Genomic DNA, 18,405 nt, shown 5'->3' with positions numbered 1-18,405 from the left:
ACTTTAGGTAATATTAGCTAAATTAAGGGGGTTTTGATGGACTTTTTTAAAATTAAAGGCATAATTGCTTTTTTAACAATAGGGTTTTTAAATGCCTTTGTAGATTTAGGGCATAAAATTATAATTCAAAATACGATTTATAAGGTTTATGAAGGAAGCACGCAATTATTACTTACAGCTATCATAAATGCTTTGATATTATTACCTTATATTTTCGCATTTTCACTTTCAGGCTTTTTAGCAGATAGATTTTCAAAAAATAAAGTTATGAAAATCTCAGCTTTAATTAATGTATTTTTACTCTTAATAATTTGCTTTTCATATTATTTAGGTAATTTTTATTTAGCATTTATAATGACTTTAATTCTAGGCATACAATCAGCCTTTTATTCTCCTGCAAAATACGGCTATATTAAAGAATTAGTTGGTGTTAAAAAACTTGCTATCGGTAATGCTAGTATTAATGCTGTTAGCATAATAGCTATTTTACTTGGAATGCTAGTGTTTTCGCTTGGTTTTGAAATGCTTTTAGATATTTTTATTAGTAAAGAAGATATTTTAATGCAGGTTGCTCCTTTAGGAATTATCTTAGTTCTTTTTGCATTTTGTGAATATTTATTAGCAAGAACTTTACCAGAAACTAGAGCAGATAATAAAGATTTAGCCTTTAATAAAGCAGATTATTTAAGAGCAAAATTGCTTAAAAACAACCTTAGCCTAATCTTTAAAAACAATACAATTTGGCTTAGCATAATAGGTATTTCATTATTTTGGGCAATTTCACAGCTTTATTTAGTATCTTTTCCTGTATTTGCTAAAAATCATCTAAACGAAAGCAATACATTTTATGTGCAATTAGTATTAGCAGCAAGTGCAATAGGCGTAATCGTTGGCTCAATAATAGCAGGAAGATTTTCTAAAAACTACATTGAATTAGGGCTTATTCCACTTGGTGCATTAGGCATATTAATATGCTCAATTTTAATTAGTTTTATAAATAGCTTAAGTTTATTTGCCTTAGTATTTTTTATATTTGGAGTTAGTGGAAGTTGCTTTGTGGTTGCGCTTAGCTCTTTAGTGCAATTTAATGCTAAAGAAAATGAATTAGGCGTAGTTTTAGCAGGAAATAACTTTATTCAAAATATTTTTATGCTAAGTTTTGTAATTATTGCAACCTTGTTTGCGTATTTACAAATTGATGTTTTATATTTGTTTTATTTCATTGTTTTAGTTGCTCTTTGTGGTTCTTTATATGTTGTTTTAAAACTACCTTTTTCTTTGGTAAGAATATTAGTAAGCTTAGCGTTTTTGCAAAAATATAGATTATTTGTAAATGGCTTTGAAAATATCCCACAAAGTGGCGGAGTGTTGTTATTAGGAAATCATATTTCTTTTATTGATTGGGCTATTATACAAATGGCTATTCCTAAAAAAGTTCATTTTGTAATGGAGAGAAAATACTATCAAAAATGGTATATTAGAATGTTTGTAAAGCATTTTGGAGTAATTCCTGTAAATCAAGCTGCAAGTAAAGAAGCCTTAGAATTAATAGCTAGTTTTATTAAAAAAGGCGAAATAGTATGTTTGTTTCCTGAAGGCACACTCTCAAGACACGGACATTTGAATGAATTTAAAAGTGGATATGAATTAGCTTGTAAAAATCTTAGTGAAAATGATGGAGTTATCATTGCTTTTTATATTTATGGGCTTTGGGGAAGTTCGTTTTCAAGAAGTAAAGAAGAATATAATTTAAGTAATAAAAAAATATCAAAAAGACAAATTTCTCTAGCATTTAGCAAGCCTTTAAGTATTCATACAAGTAAAGAAAAATTAAAGCAAAAGGTATTTGAATTATCTTTTATTGCTACAAAACTTCAATGCGATAATCTTACTAGCATAGAAAAATCATTCATTGATACAGCTAAAAAGAATTCATCAAATATAGCTATAAGCGATCCTTTAGCAGGAGAAATAAGTTATAAAAAACTTTTAGCTTTAAGCCTAATGCTTAGCAAAAAAATCCCTAATAATGATAATATCGGAATAATTTTACCAGCTTCTTTTGCTTCAAGTTTAGTAAATCTAGCAAGTTTAATCGCTGGAAAGTGCGTTGTAAATCTAAACTATACAGCAGGAATTACTGCTATTAAAAAAGCCATTTTAAATGCAAATATAAAGCATATTTATACATCTAAAAAATTCTTAGAAAAGCTTGAAAACAAAGGCTTTAAGCTTGAGTTAGATAATGTTAAATTAATTTATTTAGAAGATATAGTTAGTCGCTTTAAAAAAGAAAAAGTAAAAGTTTTAAGCTATATATTTATAAGCACAATTTTGCCAAGTTTTATGCTAAAGGCAATATTTACAAAAAATTATAGCAATGAAAAAACAGCAGCAATATTATTTAGCAGTGGAAGTGAAGGCACGCCAAAAGGTGTAATGCTAAGTCATAAAAATATTTTAAGCAATATTAGTTCAATCTCAAATGTAATTTGTGCTAGAAATAATGATGTAATTCTTGCATCTTTACCACCATTTCACGCATTTGGTCTAACGGTTACAACTTTTATGCCATTAATTGAAGGAATTAAGAGTGCAACCTATGCTGATCCAACCGATGCTTTAGGCATTGCAAAAGTTATTGTAAAAAATGAAGTTAGTATTATGTGCGCAACTTCAACATTTTTAGGAATATATGCAAGAAATAAAAAGCTTGATGAAATTATGTTTGAAAGTCTTAGAATTGTAGTTGCAGGGGCTGAGAAATTAAAGCCTGAGATTAAAACAGCATTTGAACTAAAGTTTAAAAAGAATATTTATGAAGGTTACGGAGCTACTGAGACAACGCCAGTTGCTAGTGTGAATTTGCCAAATCAATTTGATAGCACTTATTGGACTTTACATAGAGCAAATAAAGTTGGAAGTGTTGGAATGCCACTAATTGGCACGGCTATTAGAATAGTTGATCCAAATAGCCTTAAAGAGCTTGGAGTAAATGAAGACGGGCTTATTTTAATAGGCGGACATCAAGTAATGCAAGGATATTTAAACGATACTAATAAAACTAATGAAGTAATAGTAGAAATTGATGGCATTAGATGGTATAAAACAGGCGATAAAGGACATTTAGATGAAGATGGATTTTTATATATCGTAGATAGATATTCAAGGTTTGCAAAAATCGGCGGAGAGATGATTTCGCTTGGATTAGTTGAAGAAATGGTAGCAAAAATTACAGGGGATTTAAAAGTATGTGCAACTTCACTTGAAGATAGCAAAAAAGGAGAATTAATAGCACTTGTAATTGAATGTGATGAGAGCGAGTTTAATAATCTTGTAGATTTAATAAAGCAAAGCGAAATGCTTGCAATTTATAAGCCAAGTTTATATATTCATACAAATGCTATGCCTATTTTAGGAAGTGGCAAGGTAGATTATTCTAAAGTAAAGGCTTTAGCAAAAGAATTTGAATTAGGAATTTAAAATGAGAAATATTGATATAGCAGGAATAGGAGTAGCTTTACCTAGAGAAGTTAGCAATAATGAGCTTGAGAAGAAGTTTAATCTATCAAGTATAGAGAAGGTTACAAAGCTAAAATCAAGACATTTTTTTGATGATGTAAAGGATATTGATGAATATATTTTAAAAGCCGTTGATGAAGCTTTAAAAAATGCAAATATTACTAAAGATAAAATTGCTTGTATTATAAGTTCTGGTGCAGTAAATAAAATGGCGATTCCATACAATGCTTCAAATATTCATAGATTATTAAAGCTTTCAAGTAATGTTGGAAGTTTTGATGTGAATATGACTTGTTTATCATTTTTAAGAGCATTTGATATTGCTAGTAGAATGATTGAAGAATTCGAATATATTTTATTTGTTAGCGTTGATGTAGCAAGCGTTGGGCTTGATTGGGAAAATCTTGGCACAGCAGGATTGTTTGGAGATGGCATTAGTGCAGTTATTTTTAAAAAATCATCAAGTGGGGGATTAATTAAAAGTAATTTTTACACTTGCTCAAGTGGTTATGAAATTTGTACTTTAAAATCAGGTGGGTATTTGTATAATCCAAGAGATTATAAAGACCAAAGCAAATTAGGGCAATTTTGTATGAATGGCAAGGAATTATTTAGGCTTGTAATGAATGAAATGCCTGCATTTTTAGCAGATTGTAATATAAATTATGATGAAATTTCTTATATTATTCCACATCAAGCAAGTTTTAGTTCTTTAAAAAACGCTATAAAATATTTAAAATTGCCTAGCGAAAAAATTATAAATATTTTTGAAAACCACGGAAATCAAATAGCATCATCACTTCCAATTGCACTTAATTTCGTAATTAAAACCAAAGACTTAAAAAGTGGCGAAAAATTATTATTTTTAGGCACTGGTGCAGGAGTTTCGCTAGGATGTGTATTATGGCAAAAACCTTAGATTATATTTTAACAGGTGCAACTGGTGGCTTAGGAAGGGCTTTTATTGATTATATTAATGATAAAGATAGTATTTTAGCTCTTGGTAGAAATGAAGTAATCGGAGCTAGTCTAAATGCTAATTTTAAAAAATGCGATTTAAGTAATTTAGATGAGGTTTTAAATGTATTTTCAAAGGCAAATTGTCTTATACATTCAGCTGCTTTAAGCTCTGCTTGGGGTAGTTTAGATGAGTTTTATAAGCATAATGTTTTAGCAACTTCAAATATTATAAAAGCAGCAAAAGAACATTGTATAGAAAAAATAATTTTTATTTCAAGTCCTAGCATTTATTTTGATTATACAAATCGCTTTAATATTAAAGAAGATTTAGTGATTAAAAAATTTGCAAGTTTATATACATATACAAAGTTTTTAGCGGAGCATTTAGTTTTAGCTTCAGGTTTAAAATATGTGATTTTAAGACCTAGAGGGATATTTGGAGAATATGATAATGTATTGCTTCCAAGGCTTAAAAAGCTTAATTTTATGCCTTTAGTAAATGATGAGGTAATTTGCGATATAACATATTCAGCAAATGTAGCTCATGCTATTTATTTAGCTAGTAAATATGATGAAAATTTAGTTTTTAATATAACAAATGATGAGAGCTTAAAATTAAAAGATATTTATACTTTAATACAAGATATTTTAGAGCCAAATTTAAAGATAAAAAAAGTAAATCAAAAAGCTTTAAAAATATTTGCAAATACTAGCGAACTTTTAGCTAAAGCAAAGCTTATAAAAGAGCCTTTGATTACAAACTATACCTTAGGCTTAATATCTTATTCTCAAACGCTAGATATTAGCAAGGCAAAAGAAATTTTAGGATATGAGCCAATTTACTCTATAAAAGATGGGCTTTTAAAATGCAAAGCAAAATAATAAAAGCAAAGGTTTATATAACAGGCTCTTGTAAAAGTTATAAAAATATAGCCTTAAGTAGTGAGAAATTGCAAAAGACTAATTTTTTAGCCTTGAGTGTTTATTTTGAAGTGCTTTTTAAGGGCAAGGTTTTAAATGTTTTATTTGATAGTGGATATTCTAAGCATTTTTTTAATGCAACTGCAAAATTTCCAAATAAATTATATGCACTAATAACCCCTGTAAAGCTTAAAAAAAGCCTAAAAGAATTGCTTGAAATTGATGGAATAAACAAGATTGATTATATTTTTATATCTCATTTTCATGCCGATCATATAGGTGGTTTGCTTGATTTTAAGGATAGTTTTTTTGTAAGTTCTAGGAGTGAATTTGAAAAATTATTTAATAAAAATAATTTATTAGCACTAAAAAACGGCTTTTTAAAAGAGCTAATTCCAGATGATTTTTTAGAAAAGTTAGTTGATATTGAAAGTTTAACAAAGATAAAAAATGAATTATTTGATGAGTTTTTATGGCTTGATGTTTTTAGGATTTTTAGACTAGATGGACATGCAAAGGCTCAATTTGGTTTAGCTTTTAAATATAATGATTTAGAAGTATTATTAGTTTCTGATGCAGTGTGGGATATAAAAAGTATTGAAGAAAATATAAAGCCTTCTAAGATAGCTAATTTGCTTTTTGATGATAGTAAAAAATTTTATGAAACTTTAGAAAAATTACAGATTTTTTCTAAGCAAAATCCTAATGTTTTAATAGTTCCAAGTCATTGCGAAAGCAGTATAAATAAACTTATAAAAGGGCTAAAAAATGCTTAAAAAACTTTATTTATTTTTAAAGACTTTTATACTTACAAAAGATTATAAATCAAGGCAAAAACTAAATAAACATCAAGCAAATTCCTTATTCAAATTCTTAAAAAATTTAAATAGTGATTTTTATCCAAAATCATTAGATTTAAAGGATTTTAATATTATTGATAAAAAGATTTTTATGGATAATTTTTCTAAAATAAATACTTTAAATATTGATGAAAAAACAGCGTTTAATATAGCTATAAAAGCAGAAGATAGTAGGGATTTTTCTTCTAAATTAAAGATAAAAAAGAAAAACATTACAATAGGACTTAGCTCAGGAACTTCACAAAATCGTGGAGTGTTTTTGCTAAGCGATGAAGAAATAGCTATTTGGAGTGGCTATATGCTTAAAAAAATGCTACCAAAACCATATTTTAAAAAAAGAAAAATAGCATTTTTCTTAAGAGCAAATAGTAATTTATACGAAAGCACTAATAAAAGCTTTTTAGAATTTAGATTTTTTGACCTTTATAAAAATATAAAAGAGCATATAACTAGCTTAAATGCTTATAAGCCTGATATTTTAATAGCACCAGCAAGTGTTTTAAGCTATCTTGCAAATGCTAATAATTTGGATATAAAACCTTGCAAAATTATTTCAGTTGCTGAAACACTTGAGCCACATATAAAAGATAAATTAAAAGCTAGATTTAATCAAACAATACACGAGATTTATCAATGCACTGAAGGATTTTTGGCTCATACTTGTAGTTTTGGACATTTGCATTTAAATGAAGATATTGTGTATTTTGAAAAAGAATGGCTTGATGAAACTAGATTTGTTCCGATTATTACGGATTTTAAAAGACAAACTCAACCTATTATAAGATATAGATTAAATGATATTTTGCATATTGATAATAGCCCTTGTGAATGTGGCTCAGCTAGAATTAAAATTAGTAGAATTGAAGGAAGATGTGATGAGATAATTTATCTTAAAGATAAATTTAATAAGGATTTTTTGCTTTTTCCTGATTTTTTAAGAAGAGCTGTTTTAAGAACAAAAGAAATTAATGAATATTGCTTTGTTTTTAATAAGCAAAATTATGAATTATTTGCTTATATAGACAATTTAGAATACGAACTTGAACTTAAGAATAATTTAGAATTTTTATTTAAAGACTTAAATATTATTAGTCCAAAAATTGTGATTAAGCAATATGAAAGATTTGAATTTATGAATAAAAGAATTAGAATAAAGGTCATTTAATGCGTGTATTAATCACTGGTGCAAGAGCTCCTGTTAGCTTTGAATGGTTAAAGATTTTAAAAAATGATGAATTAATTTTCGCTGATTCAATTGATTTTATTTTGCTAAATAAAAATATAAATTATATAAAAATGCCTAGCCCTAGATTTGATTTTTATAATTTTTGTAATGAGTATTTTAAGCTTTTTAAACAAGTTGATAAGATTATTTGTAATTGCGAAGAGATTTTTTATATAGCACAGGCAAGGGATTTGTATTTAAAGATAAATCCTAATGAAGAATATAAATTCTTTATACCTAAAACTTCTTTTTTGCTTACTTTTCATAATAAATTTAGTATTTTTTCAGCCTTAAAAGATATGAGAAATTTAAGTTATAAAAATGTAAGCATTAAATATCCAAAAAGTTATTATATAAATAATGTTAGTTTGCTTAAAAAGTATGATTTAAGTAAGTTTATTTTAAAGCCTATTTATTCAAGATTTGGCTTAAATGTGATTAGAAATATTGATATAAATAAGCTTAATATTAGTCTAAATAATCCTTATGTTTTACAAGAAAAAATAAATGCTAATCAAATTTGTAATTACGCAATATTTGAAAATGGTATTTTAAAAGAGCATATTGTCTATGATAGTAGGTATTTAATCAATAATTCAGCAGGCTCTTATTTTGTAAGAATAGATGATGAAAATATTAATAAATGTATTTTTAATTTTATGCAAGAATTAGGAATTAATTTTAAGCTAAATGGGCAAATTGCCTTTGATTTTTTAATGCAAAAAAATGATGAAAAAATCAGCTTATATCTAATAGAATGTAATCCTAGAGCAACAAGCGGTCTTCATTTTATAAATAATACTAATTCTCATTTAAGAGTTGGAAAAAGTATTTTATATATGTTTTTTATAAAATCCTTAAAAGAATTAAAGCTTGCAAAATTATTTAAAGATTACTATAAAGCAAGTGATGTTTTAAAGGAATTTGAAATAGGAATTAGAGATTTTATTTTTTATGTTTATGGGCTTTTTAAAATATCTTATAATTTAAGTGATGCAAGCACAAAAGATATAAAATTTAACGCTTTAAATGATTATTATTTAGATGATATTAAAGAAGATGATTTTAAAACTAGATTTTTAAATGCTTTTTATGAGCCAACGAATGAGCTTATAAAAAATGTAAATGTAAATATCAAAAAACTTGATAATATTTTTTATACGGACATTATTTATACTAATGATAATCAGTGTTTTACAGCGTCTTTAAGAGGGCTTATTTATATTGCAAAAGATGAATTAATAAAGCTAGAAAATCCTTTTATAAGGCAGGTTTGCAAGGTTTTAATTAGTATTTTTGAAAAAATAATTAAATATATTGATGATATTATTTTTATAAATAATCATTGTTTTAGCACTAATTTATATGAAAAACATTGGGAAAATTATGAGTTTTTAAACACTAAATTTTTAAACGATTTTTCTAAACTAAAAAATACTAAAAAAATCCTAGCTTTAAGATGTGTAAATGAAGTGCAAAATCCACATTTGTTTAACTTTTTAAAAAATAATGATTTTGTAATGTTAGCTACTAGGCAAGTGTATTTGATGAATGATTATGAATTATTAGAGCTTTCAAGAGATTTTAAAGATGATAAAAAGCTCTTAAAAGACTTTAGTTTTATAAAAGTAAATGATGATTTTGCTAAGGCTTTAAAGCTTTATAATGAATTGTATTTAGAAAAATATTCTTATTTTAATCCACAATTTTCTAGCGTTTATTTATGTAATTTAGAAAAAAATAATATTTTAGACTCTTATTATATGCTTGATAAATCGCAAGAAATTGTAGGATTTGTAAGCTTTATGCAAAATAATGATTATATAAGCGTTCCTTTGCTTGGCTATAAAATGAGTAAGCAAAAAGAACTTGGCACTCTTTATAGAGCCTTGCAATGCTTTATATTAGAGTATTGCAAAAATACTAAAAAATTTTTAAATCTAAGCTCAGGTGCTCCTATTTTTAAGACAAATCGTAAATTAAGTCCTTGTATTGAATATAGCTTTTTATACATAAAACATTTGCCGTTTTTAAAAAGATTTATTGTTTTAATACTAAGTAAAATTTCTACTAAGTTTTATGCAAAAATTTTGAAAAAATACAAATTATAAATTACCAAATTAAGGCAATATCAGTAATTAAGGAGTATTTTATGAAAGAAAAATTTTTTATTTTAATTTTAGCATTTTTAAGTGCTATTGCACCCTTAGCAACTGATATGTATTTACCAGCCTTAAGTTTGGTTCAAGATAGTTTTAAAACAAGTGAATATTTTATCCAGCTTAGCATTGCAAGTTTTTTCGTAGCATTTGCTTTGGGACAATTAATTTATGGTCCTTTAAGCGATGTTTATGGTAGAAAAATACCTTTAATTATAGGTCTTAGTATTTTTATAATTTCAAGTTTTTTATGCTTTTTAGTTGATGATATTTATACTTTTATAACTTTAAGATTTATGCAAGCTCTTGGCGGTTGTGCTGGAGTTGTAATAGCTAGAGCCATAGTAAATGATTGCTTTTCTAAACAAAAGGCTGTTGCAGTATTTTCATTAATGATGATTAGCTCAAGCATAGCTCCTATGATTTCTCCTAGCATTGGTGGATTATTGCTTAAATATTTTTCTTGGCAAAGTATTTTTATAACTCTTTTTGCTTTAGGAATAGTTTTATTATTGCTAAGTATTTTTTATCTTAAAGAAAGCAATAATAATAAAATCGCTTTTTCAATCTTTAATATTTGCTCAGCTTATAAGAGTGTTTTATCTAAAAAAAGCTTTATAATTTATGTTTTAAGCTCAAGTTTAATTATGTGTTCTTTATTTGCTTATATTAGTGGTTCTAGCTTTATTTTTACTAAGGTTTTTAATATTAGTTTGCAAGAATATGGGCTAATTTTTGGTATTAATTCTTTAGGTTTTATGATTGCTGCTAGGCTTAATATTTATTTTACAAATAAATTTAGCGTTGCTAAAGTGATATTTTTTGCTTATTTAATAATGTTTATTAATTCTATACTTTTAATAATTTTTTCTAATAATTTTTACACTTTTAGCGTGTTTTTATTCTTAACTTTATGTATGCTAGGCTTTATTACCCCAAATCTAGTTACAAAAGCAATGAGTAAATCAAAACGCTTCTCAGGAAGTGCTTCGGCGATTTTAGGTGCTTCGCAATTTATTTTCGCAGGATTTGCGGCGTTTTTAGTAGGGATTATGAATGCTAATACAAGCTTTACTTTAGCCTGTGTTATTAGTGTATTTTGCTTATTATCTAGTATTTTATATCTTTTAAAAATAAGAATAATTAAATTGTTTTAAGTTTAAAATTATGAAATAGGAAGTAATTTCCTATTTCTTTAAGCAAGTTTATCTATTAATTTATTATCAAGCAATTCTTTTGCAAAAGCAGCACTATCATGAGTAAAATCTCCTAAAAAATCATCGCTTTTTGCCATATTTTTATCAATAAATTCCTTGCTAACATGCAAAAACTCTGCGTAATGTTCGTTAGCTTTATCGCTAGCTTTGTTTAATTGCTCTAGTTTTTGTGGATTTTCTAAGGAATTTGGATCAATATTTAAAATTTCAAGCTTATCTAAATCAGCCTTGCTAAGTGCTTTTACTCCATTTGTATTTATTGTATTTTTAATTCTTGTAAGGCTTGAGAGTGCGTTTGCTATTTCTTGTTTTTTCTTAGCTTCTTCATCATCTACATTTATGCTTTTTATTTCATTTGATGAGATATTCACATTTAAAGAAGTTTGTAAATTATCATTATTTGCAAATTCTTCGCTCTCGCCTAGAGTTATAGTATCATCAAAATCGCTATTTGATAATATTGTTTGATTTAAGGCTTCATCAATGTTTTTAGGAACAGAATCTAAAATCGTAGTATTATCAGCCAAAAAACGCTCAATTTTTTGATAAGCTTTATAATCTTTAGCATTTGTACCATCTAAGCTAAATTTTGCTACTACATTAAGCTCTAATAATTCATCTTTATTTAAAAATTCATTATTGTTTTTATTAGCAGCTGCATATCCTCTAGCATAAGCAATATCGCTAAACCAACCACTTACATATTTTTCGGCATTACCATTTAATATAATACTCCCATCTTCACGCTTATAAAAGTCTTTACTATCAAAATGGCTTTGCAATTTTGCTAAACTTTCATCGCTAATACTTGCAGAGCTTATGCCATTTTTGTTTTCAAAATAGATTTTATTACCACTATTATCGCCTGTTTTTAGATTGTCTATTTTATTGTTTTTGATGTTTTCATCAATTTGTTTTAGTTCGTTTTCGCTCTTTACTCCGCCAAAACTCTCACCCATCTTATGATAAGTATTGTTGTAGATGTTGCTTAAATTAACTTGCATTAAATCTCCTTTAATTGATAAAGGATTTTATTTTACTTTTTCTTAAATATTAATTAATCTTCATTTCTTAAACAAAAAGAAAATTCTTTAGCAAAAAAGTTTATATTTATATTTCCTTTTTCGCAAGGAGTTACGATTTTGCAATTTTGATAGCAAGGTTTTAAGCCATAAAATTCTAAGATTTTGTAATTTTGACTATGTATGCTAATTTCATTAATTCCACGAGATTTAAGCTCTTTTGCTAGTTCTTTATTTAGATGATAGCTTTTAGCAAAATGTTCGTTTTCATCAATAAATCTATATAAAAATGGATTAAATATTAAAAACAAAAAGCTAATTACTAAAGAAGTTAATATAAAAAATAAAATAACATTATGTTTAGCTCTAAATTGTGGTAAATGCACTTTAAAAGAGTTTAAAAAATTAGCAATAATCAAAGGTATTGCAGGTAATAAAAATGGTAAAAAATCAGCAATTTCAGGCTTTTGTCTAAATGATAAAATAAGGCAAATTATAAAAGCACTTGCACTTATGCAATAAAGTAAATCTTTTTTACCTTTAAAGCTAATATAATAAATCGTATAGAAAAAATACAAAAATAATGGCGGAGAAAAAACAGCCGACATAATCGCAAGTGAATCTAAAAAATATCCTTTAGGCTTACCAGAAAAGTCATATCCATAGATTATAAAAGTTGCAAACATTAATAAAATTGATAAGACTAATAATTTTGATAATCTATTAAAATATGCATAAAATATACAAGCAATAAACAATGAAATCATTGCTTTATCAATATAAACACAAGCTATTAAAACCCCATAAAATATATAAAATTTCTTATTTAACGCAAGATAAGTAAGAAGCAATGAAACAAATATAATAAGCCCAGCAGGGTTTATTAGCAATGCAGAAGCTAGGCTTCCTGGAGTAAGATTAAAAATAATATTAGCTAAATAGGCATTATTTTTAAGGTATTTAATTGAGATTTTATATAGTAAAATATTGCTTAAAATATGCAAAATAATATAAGCATATCTTATATATTCCGTGCCAAAAACACTTAAGGCAAAGTTAGCAAATAAGCCATTTAAACTACTTGAACTAAGCTCATTTAGTTCATAAATACTAATGCTTAAAAAACTATTTTGCCATAGTAAAATACATATATCAATTAATAAAATAATGCCTAATTTATAATTCATCTAATTCCTATTTCAAATTCTCTAATTTTTTGATTAAATTTAGCCATAGATTTACTCCGTTTTCTAAAGCGTTTTTATTAAGTTGCATTTGTGGATGATGAAGCCCTGGTGAGCAATCAACTCCAAGCCCCATAAATGCCGATGGAATGCCTAGTTTTATAGGATAGAAGAAAAAGTCTTCTCCACCAGGTGTGAATTGCTCTTTTATTAAATTGTCTTCTCCTAAAGTATCCACAATCACTTCTTCACAGATTTTTGCAAGTTTTTTGTCAATTATAGCTGCAGGAATATTGATTAGGTATTCATAATTTATTTTAGCATCGTATGTATTAGCCATATTTATGATGATTTTTTCAAGCTTTTCTTTCATTTCTTGCATGCTTTCATTATGCTGAGCCCTTAAATCAAATACTAAAGTAGCCTCACTAGGAATTGAATTAGTTACTCCACTATCACAAATAAATCTTGTAGCCTTTATGCTGCTAGGTTTATTTGGATCTATATAAATCTTTCTTGCTAAATCAATTATGCTAACTCCTATATCAATTGCATTAATTCCAAGATGTGGCCTTGCTCCATGAGCAGCCTTGCCTACTATATCTATTTTAATCGCTGCACTTGCTGCATAATACATTGAAGCGATTGCTTTAGGGCTTGGGCATTCTTGAATAGGGCGAATATGCATTCCAAAAATTGCACTAAGATTATCGCAAGCTCCTAATTCAATCATTTTTAAAGCTCCACTTCCAAGTTCTTCTGCAGGTTGGAAGATAAATCTTATTTTTTTATTTTTAACGATATTTTGCTCTTTTGCTTTTAAGGCTGCACAAAGTAGCATTGACATGTGAGCGTCGTGTCCGCAAGTGTGTTTTGCACAGGCAATATTATCTATAATATGCCCTAAAGCATCAATATCAGCTCTAAGACCTATGATTTCATCACCACTGCCAAGCTCTGTATAAAAGCCAGTTTTGTCTAATTCTTGTATTTTAAATCCTGCGTTTTTAAGTGTGGTTTTTAAATATTCACTTGTTTTAAATTCATTAAATCCAAGCTCTGGAATCTCGTGTAAATATTCATAATGTTTTATAACTTCCATATTAACTCCTTTATTTTTATTACTAATCTTAAAAATTATTGTAGAATAGAATTCTTAATCTTTTTAAAGGAGAAAGTATGCAAAAAGCTACGGAATTTGAAGTAGGAAAGGTAAAGCCAGGTGCTTATCTTGCTTTAATCTTTTTGGTTTTGTTCTTTTCAGGACTTTTAGCAGGCCATGATATGTTAAAAGCATTTGATTTTAACACCTTAACAGGTAATTTTGGTGCTGTTGTAAAAGGAGTTGATGGTGCTAAAGGCACAACATTTGTTGGTAGTGGTGGATTTGGTGCTAGAGCTGGATTTTTATTCGCTTTTAGTTTAATTCCTGCTGTAATGCTTGCGCTTGGAGTTATTGAAGTAATGGAGCATTATGGTGCTATAAAAGCTGCTCAAAAATTATTAAATCCTATTTTAAAGCCGATTTTAGGAGTTCCAGGTCTATGTGGGCTTATACTAATTACTGATTTACAAAGCACTGATGCAGGAGCTGCTATGAGTAAAGAAGCAAGGGAGAAAAACTATATAAATGATAAAGATTTAATAGTAATTGCTGCTTGGCAATATAGTGGTGCTGGAATGATTAATAACTTTTTTGCAATAGGTTCAGCGCTTTTAGGTCAATTAGTTTGCATTAATTTAATACCACTTGTTGTTATGTTTATACTCAAATTCGTTGGAGCAATTTTTGTAAGAATTGTGCTAAATACATTTTATAGAAAGGATTTTGAATGAATAACGAGAGCAAAAATCCATTAGATATTTTTATAGTTGGAGCTAAAAAAGGCTTTAATATCGCTATTTATAGTTTAATTCCTAATGTTTTAATGGCTTATATAATTGCAGAAATGCTAAAGATTTTAGGAATTATGAAAATTTTGGGTGATTATTGTGGTGTGATTATGAATGTTTTTGGCTTACCAGGAGAATCAATCACCGTTTTATTATCAGCTTGGCTTAGTTCATCAGCTGGTGTTGGAGTTGCTGCTAATTTATATAAAAGTGGGATTTTAAATGAAGTTCAAGTTACTATCATACTACCTGCAATATTTTTAATGGGAGCTCAGCTTCAGTATTTAGGAAGATTACTAGGAGTTGCTGGAGTTGCTAAAAAATATTGGCCTTTACTTATTTTAACAAGTATTCTGAATGCTTTTATTTGTATGTTTGTAATGAATATAATTTTAAAGTTTGTATAAGAGTTCAGGATTACTCCTGAACTTAAGAATTATTTTAAAGTTACGATATAAGCAGCTAAAGCTTTCATATCTTCATCGCTAAGATTTTTAACTTGTAATTCCATATTTTTCTTAGCTTTACCACCAAATGTTCCAGCTTTATAACCTTGTAATGCTTCTAAAATTGTTTTTTCATCTAAAGTATTGATGATAACTTCTGCACCTGGAGCTTTTTTCTCAGCTGCTTTTCCATGACAGGCAACGCATTTTTTATATAAAGCTGCTCCATCACTTGCCATTGCTGCAGTGCTTAATAAAGATAACGCTGCTAAACTTAATAATACTTTTTTCATTTTGTCTCCTTTGTTAAAAAAGTGGAAGAATTGTAATTTTTTTTGATAAACAAACCAAAATTTAAATAATATTTAAAATTTATTTAAATTAATAATGAATCTCAAGTTAGAAAACTAACTTATTTTATGTAAGATTTTTAAAAAGAATTTGAATTAGGAATTAGCTTATGCTTGTTTATATTTTAGAAGATGATTCTAGCATTAATGACTTAGTAAAATATGCACTTGAGAGCTCAAATATTAAAGCAAAAGGTTTTAAAAATGCTAAAGAACTTTATGAAGCTTTGAGAATACAAATACCAAATATTTTAATCCTTGATATTATGTTGCCTTGTGAAGATGGCTTTAGTGTTTTAAAAAATATTAAAAGCAATGAAAAAACAAAAAATATAGAAGTTATTTTATTAAGTGCTTTAAATAATGAAAGCGATAAGGTAAAAGGTCTTGATATGGGGGCAAGTGATTATATTTGCAAGCCTTTTTCTATTTTAGAATTTTTAGCAAGAATTAGAAATGTTTTAAGAAGAATTGACTTTGGTAGCGAGATTGTTTTTAAAAATCTAAAGATTAATCTAAAAACAAGAAATGTAAGTATTGATGATTTAGAAATTAATTTAACTTTAAAAGAATTTGAATTACTCACTCATCTTGTAAAAAATCAAAATATATGCCTTAAAAAAGAGGATATTTTAAAAGAGATTTGGGGAGCTAATATTTCTAGTAGAACGCTAGATATTCATATTAATACTTTAAGAAATAAATTAAAAGATTATGCAAAATATATAATAACAATTCGTGGAGTAGGGTATAAATTAAGCGATGAGAACTAGGATATTTTTTGCTATTTTTTTGATTTCATCTTTTTTACTTATTTTATTACAAGCTTTTGTTTTATATATCGTTCATAATAGTGAATTTGTATTAGAAAGTATTTTTATTGCGTTTTTATGTGTTGTTGTATTTGGTTTAATTTTAGCTTTTTATATTAGTAAAATAATAGTAAAGCCTTTGTTAGAATTAGATATTAACGAGCTTGATAAGGATTTTAATTGTAGTGAATTAAAAACATTTTTAACTCAGGTAAAAGAGCATAATAAACAATTTAAAAAGATAAGAGCTGAGTTTAGTGCTAATGTAACTCATGAGTTAAAAACACCGCTTACTTCAATAATGTTAAGTTCTGAAATGCTTAAGAATAATTTAGTAAAAAAAGAAGATGAAAAGCAATTCATTGATACTATTTATAATCAATCAAGTGCTTTGCTTGAAATGATAGATGAGATTATTAAGCTTTCTTTTTTAGATGAAGTAAATAATTTTGATATGAAAAGTGTAAATATTAAAGATATTTTAGAGCAAATCATAAAAGAATTAGAGTTTAAATTAAAAGAAAAGAATATTAAAATTAATTTAGATTTTAACGATTTTGCTTTCTTTGCTAACGAAAAGCTAATAAAGACAATGTTTTATAATATCATTGACAATGCTATTAAATACAATATTGATAATGGATTAATTTTTATAAGTTCAAAATTTCAAAAAAAGCGAATTATTGTATCTATAAAAGATACAGGTATAGGGATTTCTAAAGATATTCAAAATAGAATATATGAAAGATTCTTTAGACAAGATACAAGTCGTAATAAAGCCATAAAAGGCACAGGTTTAGGGCTTTCAATAGTTAAAAAAATCGCAAGAATTCATAAAGTTAAAATAATGCTTAATTCAGAACCAAACAAAGGAAGCGAATTTATTTTAGTATTTAAAAACACAAATAAATAATATAATTAAGATTAAATTAATACATTGATTTTATAATCAATTTTAAATAATTTTGATGAAAGGACTATCATGAAATTAACAAACAAAATTCCAATGCTAGTGAGTGTGCCGCTAGTAATATGTTTTATTTTTCTTGGTGTTATGAACTATAATAGTTCAAAGTTTGATGCGATTGAGTATTCAAACAATGGCAAGCAAAAAACTCTTGAAGCTACTATGCTTTATATTGATGCTTATTTTGCAGGTAAAATGAATTTTACAACTAAGTTTGCTCAAGCTATTGAAGAAATAGATATAGATGCAAATGAAGATATGATTTTAAGAAGAATTAATTTATTATATTCTGCTTCAGGTCTTAATGCTTTATATTTTGCAAAAGTAAAAGATGGAAAGACTTTTTATAAAGCTGATGTAAAAACTCCAGCTAATATAATTGATGGTTTTGATGCTAGAGGTCGTGGTTGGTTTAAAGAAGCTTTAAATGCTAAGGAAGTAGGTTTAAGCGATGATATTTATTTTGATGATAGATTAAAAACAGTTGTAGCTACAATTTATGCACCTGTTAAAAAAGATGGAAAAATAATAGGTGTAGTTGGTGGAGATTTAACTTTAAAACCATTAAAAGATAATATTTTAAAACTTAAATATTCAGCTACAAATGCGATTTTTGCGTTTGATAAACATAATCAATTCACAATACATTCAAATCCAGATTATGAATTAAAGAAAAATCCAGTTATAGAAACAATTAAAGAAGAATTAAATAAAGCAAAAGATAAAAATGGCTTTAAAACTATTCAATATACTTTTGAAAATCACGATAAAAATGCAATTTGTGTAGTGTATGATAAGTTAGGTTGGGTAATTTGCAGCACAAATGAAAATAAAGATTTTGATGAAAATTTAGGAGATTTATTAAAA

At 26.8% G+C, this 18,405-nt stretch carries 16 protein-coding genes; 12 read left to right on the top strand and 4 right to left on the bottom strand.

Annotated features, from left to right (window positions below; genetic code table 11):
• Positions 1–36 precede the first annotated feature (36 nt).
• The 7 genes from AVANS14531_RS03335 to AVANS14531_RS03305 are packed head-to-tail and all read left to right on the top strand — an operon-like array spanning position 37 to position 10,804.
• Complete coding sequence (locus AVANS14531_RS03335) at positions 37–3,483, top strand: acyl-[ACP]--phospholipid O-acyltransferase (RefSeq protein WP_336611322.1); 3,447 nt, start codon at positions 37–39, stop codon at positions 3,481–3,483.
• Between the two features lies 1 nt (position 3,484).
• The gene (locus tag AVANS14531_RS03330) at positions 3,485–4,441 is read left to right on the top strand and encodes a 3-oxoacyl-[acyl-carrier-protein] synthase III C-terminal domain-containing protein (protein ID WP_336611321.1); all 957 of its coding nucleotides are present in this window, start codon (positions 3,485–3,487) and stop codon (positions 4,439–4,441) included.
• Positions 4,426–5,364, top strand: coding sequence for an NAD-dependent epimerase/dehydratase family protein (locus tag AVANS14531_RS03325; RefSeq protein ID WP_336611320.1), 939 nt, complete (start codon positions 4,426–4,428; stop codon positions 5,362–5,364). The genes AVANS14531_RS03330 and AVANS14531_RS03325 overlap by 16 nt, the downstream gene beginning before the upstream one ends.
• On the top strand, positions 5,349–6,179 hold the full coding sequence (locus AVANS14531_RS03320) for an MBL fold metallo-hydrolase (protein ID WP_336611319.1): 831 nt from the start codon (positions 5,349–5,351) through the stop codon (positions 6,177–6,179). The genes AVANS14531_RS03325 and AVANS14531_RS03320 overlap by 16 nt, the downstream gene beginning before the upstream one ends.
• The gene (locus AVANS14531_RS03315) at positions 6,172–7,428 is read left to right on the top strand and encodes a F390 synthetase-related protein (protein ID WP_336611318.1); all 1,257 of its coding nucleotides are present in this window, start codon (positions 6,172–6,174) and stop codon (positions 7,426–7,428) included. Before AVANS14531_RS03320 ends, AVANS14531_RS03315 begins: the two co-directional genes overlap by 8 nt.
• Positions 7,428–9,599 (top strand): hypothetical protein, encoded by a 2,172-nt coding sequence (locus AVANS14531_RS03310; RefSeq protein ID WP_336611317.1) that lies wholly within the window; start codon positions 7,428–7,430, stop codon positions 9,597–9,599. The genes AVANS14531_RS03315 and AVANS14531_RS03310 overlap by 1 nt, the downstream gene beginning before the upstream one ends.
• A gap of 41 nt (positions 9,600–9,640) precedes the next feature.
• A complete protein-coding gene (locus tag AVANS14531_RS03305) occupies positions 9,641–10,804 on the top strand; it encodes a multidrug effflux MFS transporter (protein WP_336611316.1) in 1,164 nt (387 codons plus the stop codon).
• 38 nt (positions 10,805–10,842) lie between these two features.
• Here AVANS14531_RS03305 and AVANS14531_RS03300 read toward each other — a convergent pair whose 3' ends face one another.
• Genes AVANS14531_RS03300 through AVANS14531_RS03290 form a run of 3 tightly spaced genes read right to left on the bottom strand, consistent with a single transcriptional unit; the run spans position 10,843 to position 14,172 of the window.
• Entirely contained in the window at positions 10,843–11,868 is a 1,026-nt protein-coding gene (locus tag AVANS14531_RS03300; protein ID WP_336611315.1) for a hypothetical protein, read from the bottom strand.
• Between the two features lie 53 nt (positions 11,869–11,921).
• A complete protein-coding gene (locus AVANS14531_RS03295) occupies positions 11,922–13,073 on the bottom strand; it encodes a hypothetical protein (protein ID WP_336611314.1) in 1,152 nt (383 codons plus the stop codon).
• A gap of 7 nt (positions 13,074–13,080) precedes the next feature.
• Positions 13,081–14,172, bottom strand: coding sequence for an amidohydrolase (locus AVANS14531_RS03290; protein ID WP_336611313.1), 1,092 nt, complete (start codon positions 14,170–14,172; stop codon positions 13,081–13,083).
• 77 nt (positions 14,173–14,249) lie between these two features.
• Between AVANS14531_RS03290 and AVANS14531_RS03285 the strand changes: the two genes are divergently transcribed.
• The gene (locus tag AVANS14531_RS03285; RefSeq protein WP_239818023.1) at positions 14,250–14,906 is read left to right on the top strand and encodes a nucleoside recognition domain-containing protein; all 657 of its coding nucleotides are present in this window, start codon (positions 14,250–14,252) and stop codon (positions 14,904–14,906) included.
• Positions 14,903–15,370 (top strand): YjiG family protein, encoded by a 468-nt coding sequence (locus AVANS14531_RS03280; protein WP_239818024.1) that lies wholly within the window; start codon positions 14,903–14,905, stop codon positions 15,368–15,370. Before AVANS14531_RS03285 ends, AVANS14531_RS03280 begins: the two co-directional genes overlap by 4 nt.
• Positions 15,371–15,399: 29 nt before the next feature.
• Here the strand turns inward: AVANS14531_RS03280 and AVANS14531_RS03275 are convergent, their stop codons facing one another.
• On the bottom strand, positions 15,400–15,702 hold the full coding sequence (locus AVANS14531_RS03275; RefSeq protein ID WP_336611312.1) for a c-type cytochrome: 303 nt from the start codon (positions 15,700–15,702) through the stop codon (positions 15,400–15,402).
• Between the two features lie 167 nt (positions 15,703–15,869).
• On the opposite strand from AVANS14531_RS03275, the gene AVANS14531_RS03270 reads away from it, so the two are divergent.
• The 3 genes from AVANS14531_RS03270 to AVANS14531_RS03260 all read left to right on the top strand — a co-directional run.
• Entirely contained in the window at positions 15,870–16,532 is a 663-nt protein-coding gene (locus AVANS14531_RS03270) for a response regulator transcription factor (protein ID WP_336611311.1), read from the top strand.
• Positions 16,522–17,484: a sensor histidine kinase gene (locus AVANS14531_RS03265; RefSeq protein WP_239818027.1), complete on the top strand. Its 963-nt coding sequence runs from the start codon at positions 16,522–16,524 to the stop codon at positions 17,482–17,484. The genes AVANS14531_RS03270 and AVANS14531_RS03265 overlap by 11 nt, the downstream gene beginning before the upstream one ends.
• Before the next feature lie 69 nt (positions 17,485–17,553).
• Positions 17,554–18,405 (top strand): cache domain-containing protein (locus AVANS14531_RS03260; protein WP_336611310.1); only part of this gene is annotated, 852 nt, incomplete at its 3' end.

It is taken from the genome of Campylobacter sp. Cr9, assembly GCF_020138295.1.
GTDB lineage: Bacteria > Campylobacterota > Campylobacteria > Campylobacterales > Campylobacteraceae > Campylobacter_E.
This window is presented reverse-complemented; position numbering and strand designations above follow the sequence as displayed.

What these genes read in the sequence shown, in the direction of transcription:
- AVANS14531_RS03265 (WP_239818027.1), top strand. Translation starts at nt 16,522, where the DNA reads ATGAGAACTAGGATATTTTTTGCTATTTTTTTGATTTCATCTTTTTTA.
- AVANS14531_RS03330 (WP_336611321.1), top strand. Translation starts at nt 3,485, where the DNA reads ATGAGAAATATTGATATAGCAGGAATAGGAGTAGCTTTACCTAGAGAA.
- AVANS14531_RS03280 (WP_239818024.1), top strand. Translation starts at nt 14,903, where the DNA reads ATGAATAACGAGAGCAAAAATCCATTAGATATTTTTATAGTTGGAGCT.
- AVANS14531_RS03335 (WP_336611322.1), top strand. Translation starts at nt 37, where the DNA reads ATGGACTTTTTTAAAATTAAAGGCATAATTGCTTTTTTAACAATAGGG.
- AVANS14531_RS03320 (WP_336611319.1), top strand. Translation starts at nt 5,349, where the DNA reads ATGCAAAGCAAAATAATAAAAGCAAAGGTTTATATAACAGGCTCTTGT.
- AVANS14531_RS03290 (WP_336611313.1), bottom strand. Translation starts at nt 14,172, where the DNA reads ATGGAAGTTATAAAACATTATGAATATTTACACGAGATTCCAGAGCTT.
- AVANS14531_RS03315 (WP_336611318.1), top strand. Translation starts at nt 6,172, where the DNA reads ATGCTTAAAAAACTTTATTTATTTTTAAAGACTTTTATACTTACAAAA.
- AVANS14531_RS03305 (WP_336611316.1), top strand. Translation starts at nt 9,641, where the DNA reads ATGAAAGAAAAATTTTTTATTTTAATTTTAGCATTTTTAAGTGCTATT.
- AVANS14531_RS03270 (WP_336611311.1), top strand. Translation starts at nt 15,870, where the DNA reads ATGCTTGTTTATATTTTAGAAGATGATTCTAGCATTAATGACTTAGTA.
- AVANS14531_RS03300 (WP_336611315.1), bottom strand. Translation starts at nt 11,868, where the DNA reads ATGCAAGTTAATTTAAGCAACATCTACAACAATACTTATCATAAGATG.
- AVANS14531_RS03310 (WP_336611317.1), top strand. Translation starts at nt 7,428, where the DNA reads ATGCGTGTATTAATCACTGGTGCAAGAGCTCCTGTTAGCTTTGAATGG.
- AVANS14531_RS03275 (WP_336611312.1), bottom strand. Translation starts at nt 15,702, where the DNA reads ATGAAAAAAGTATTATTAAGTTTAGCAGCGTTATCTTTATTAAGCACT.
- AVANS14531_RS03285 (WP_239818023.1), top strand. Translation starts at nt 14,250, where the DNA reads ATGCAAAAAGCTACGGAATTTGAAGTAGGAAAGGTAAAGCCAGGTGCT.
- AVANS14531_RS03325 (WP_336611320.1), top strand. Translation starts at nt 4,426, where the DNA reads ATGGCAAAAACCTTAGATTATATTTTAACAGGTGCAACTGGTGGCTTA.
- AVANS14531_RS03295 (WP_336611314.1), bottom strand. Translation starts at nt 13,073, where the DNA reads ATGAATTATAAATTAGGCATTATTTTATTAATTGATATATGTATTTTA.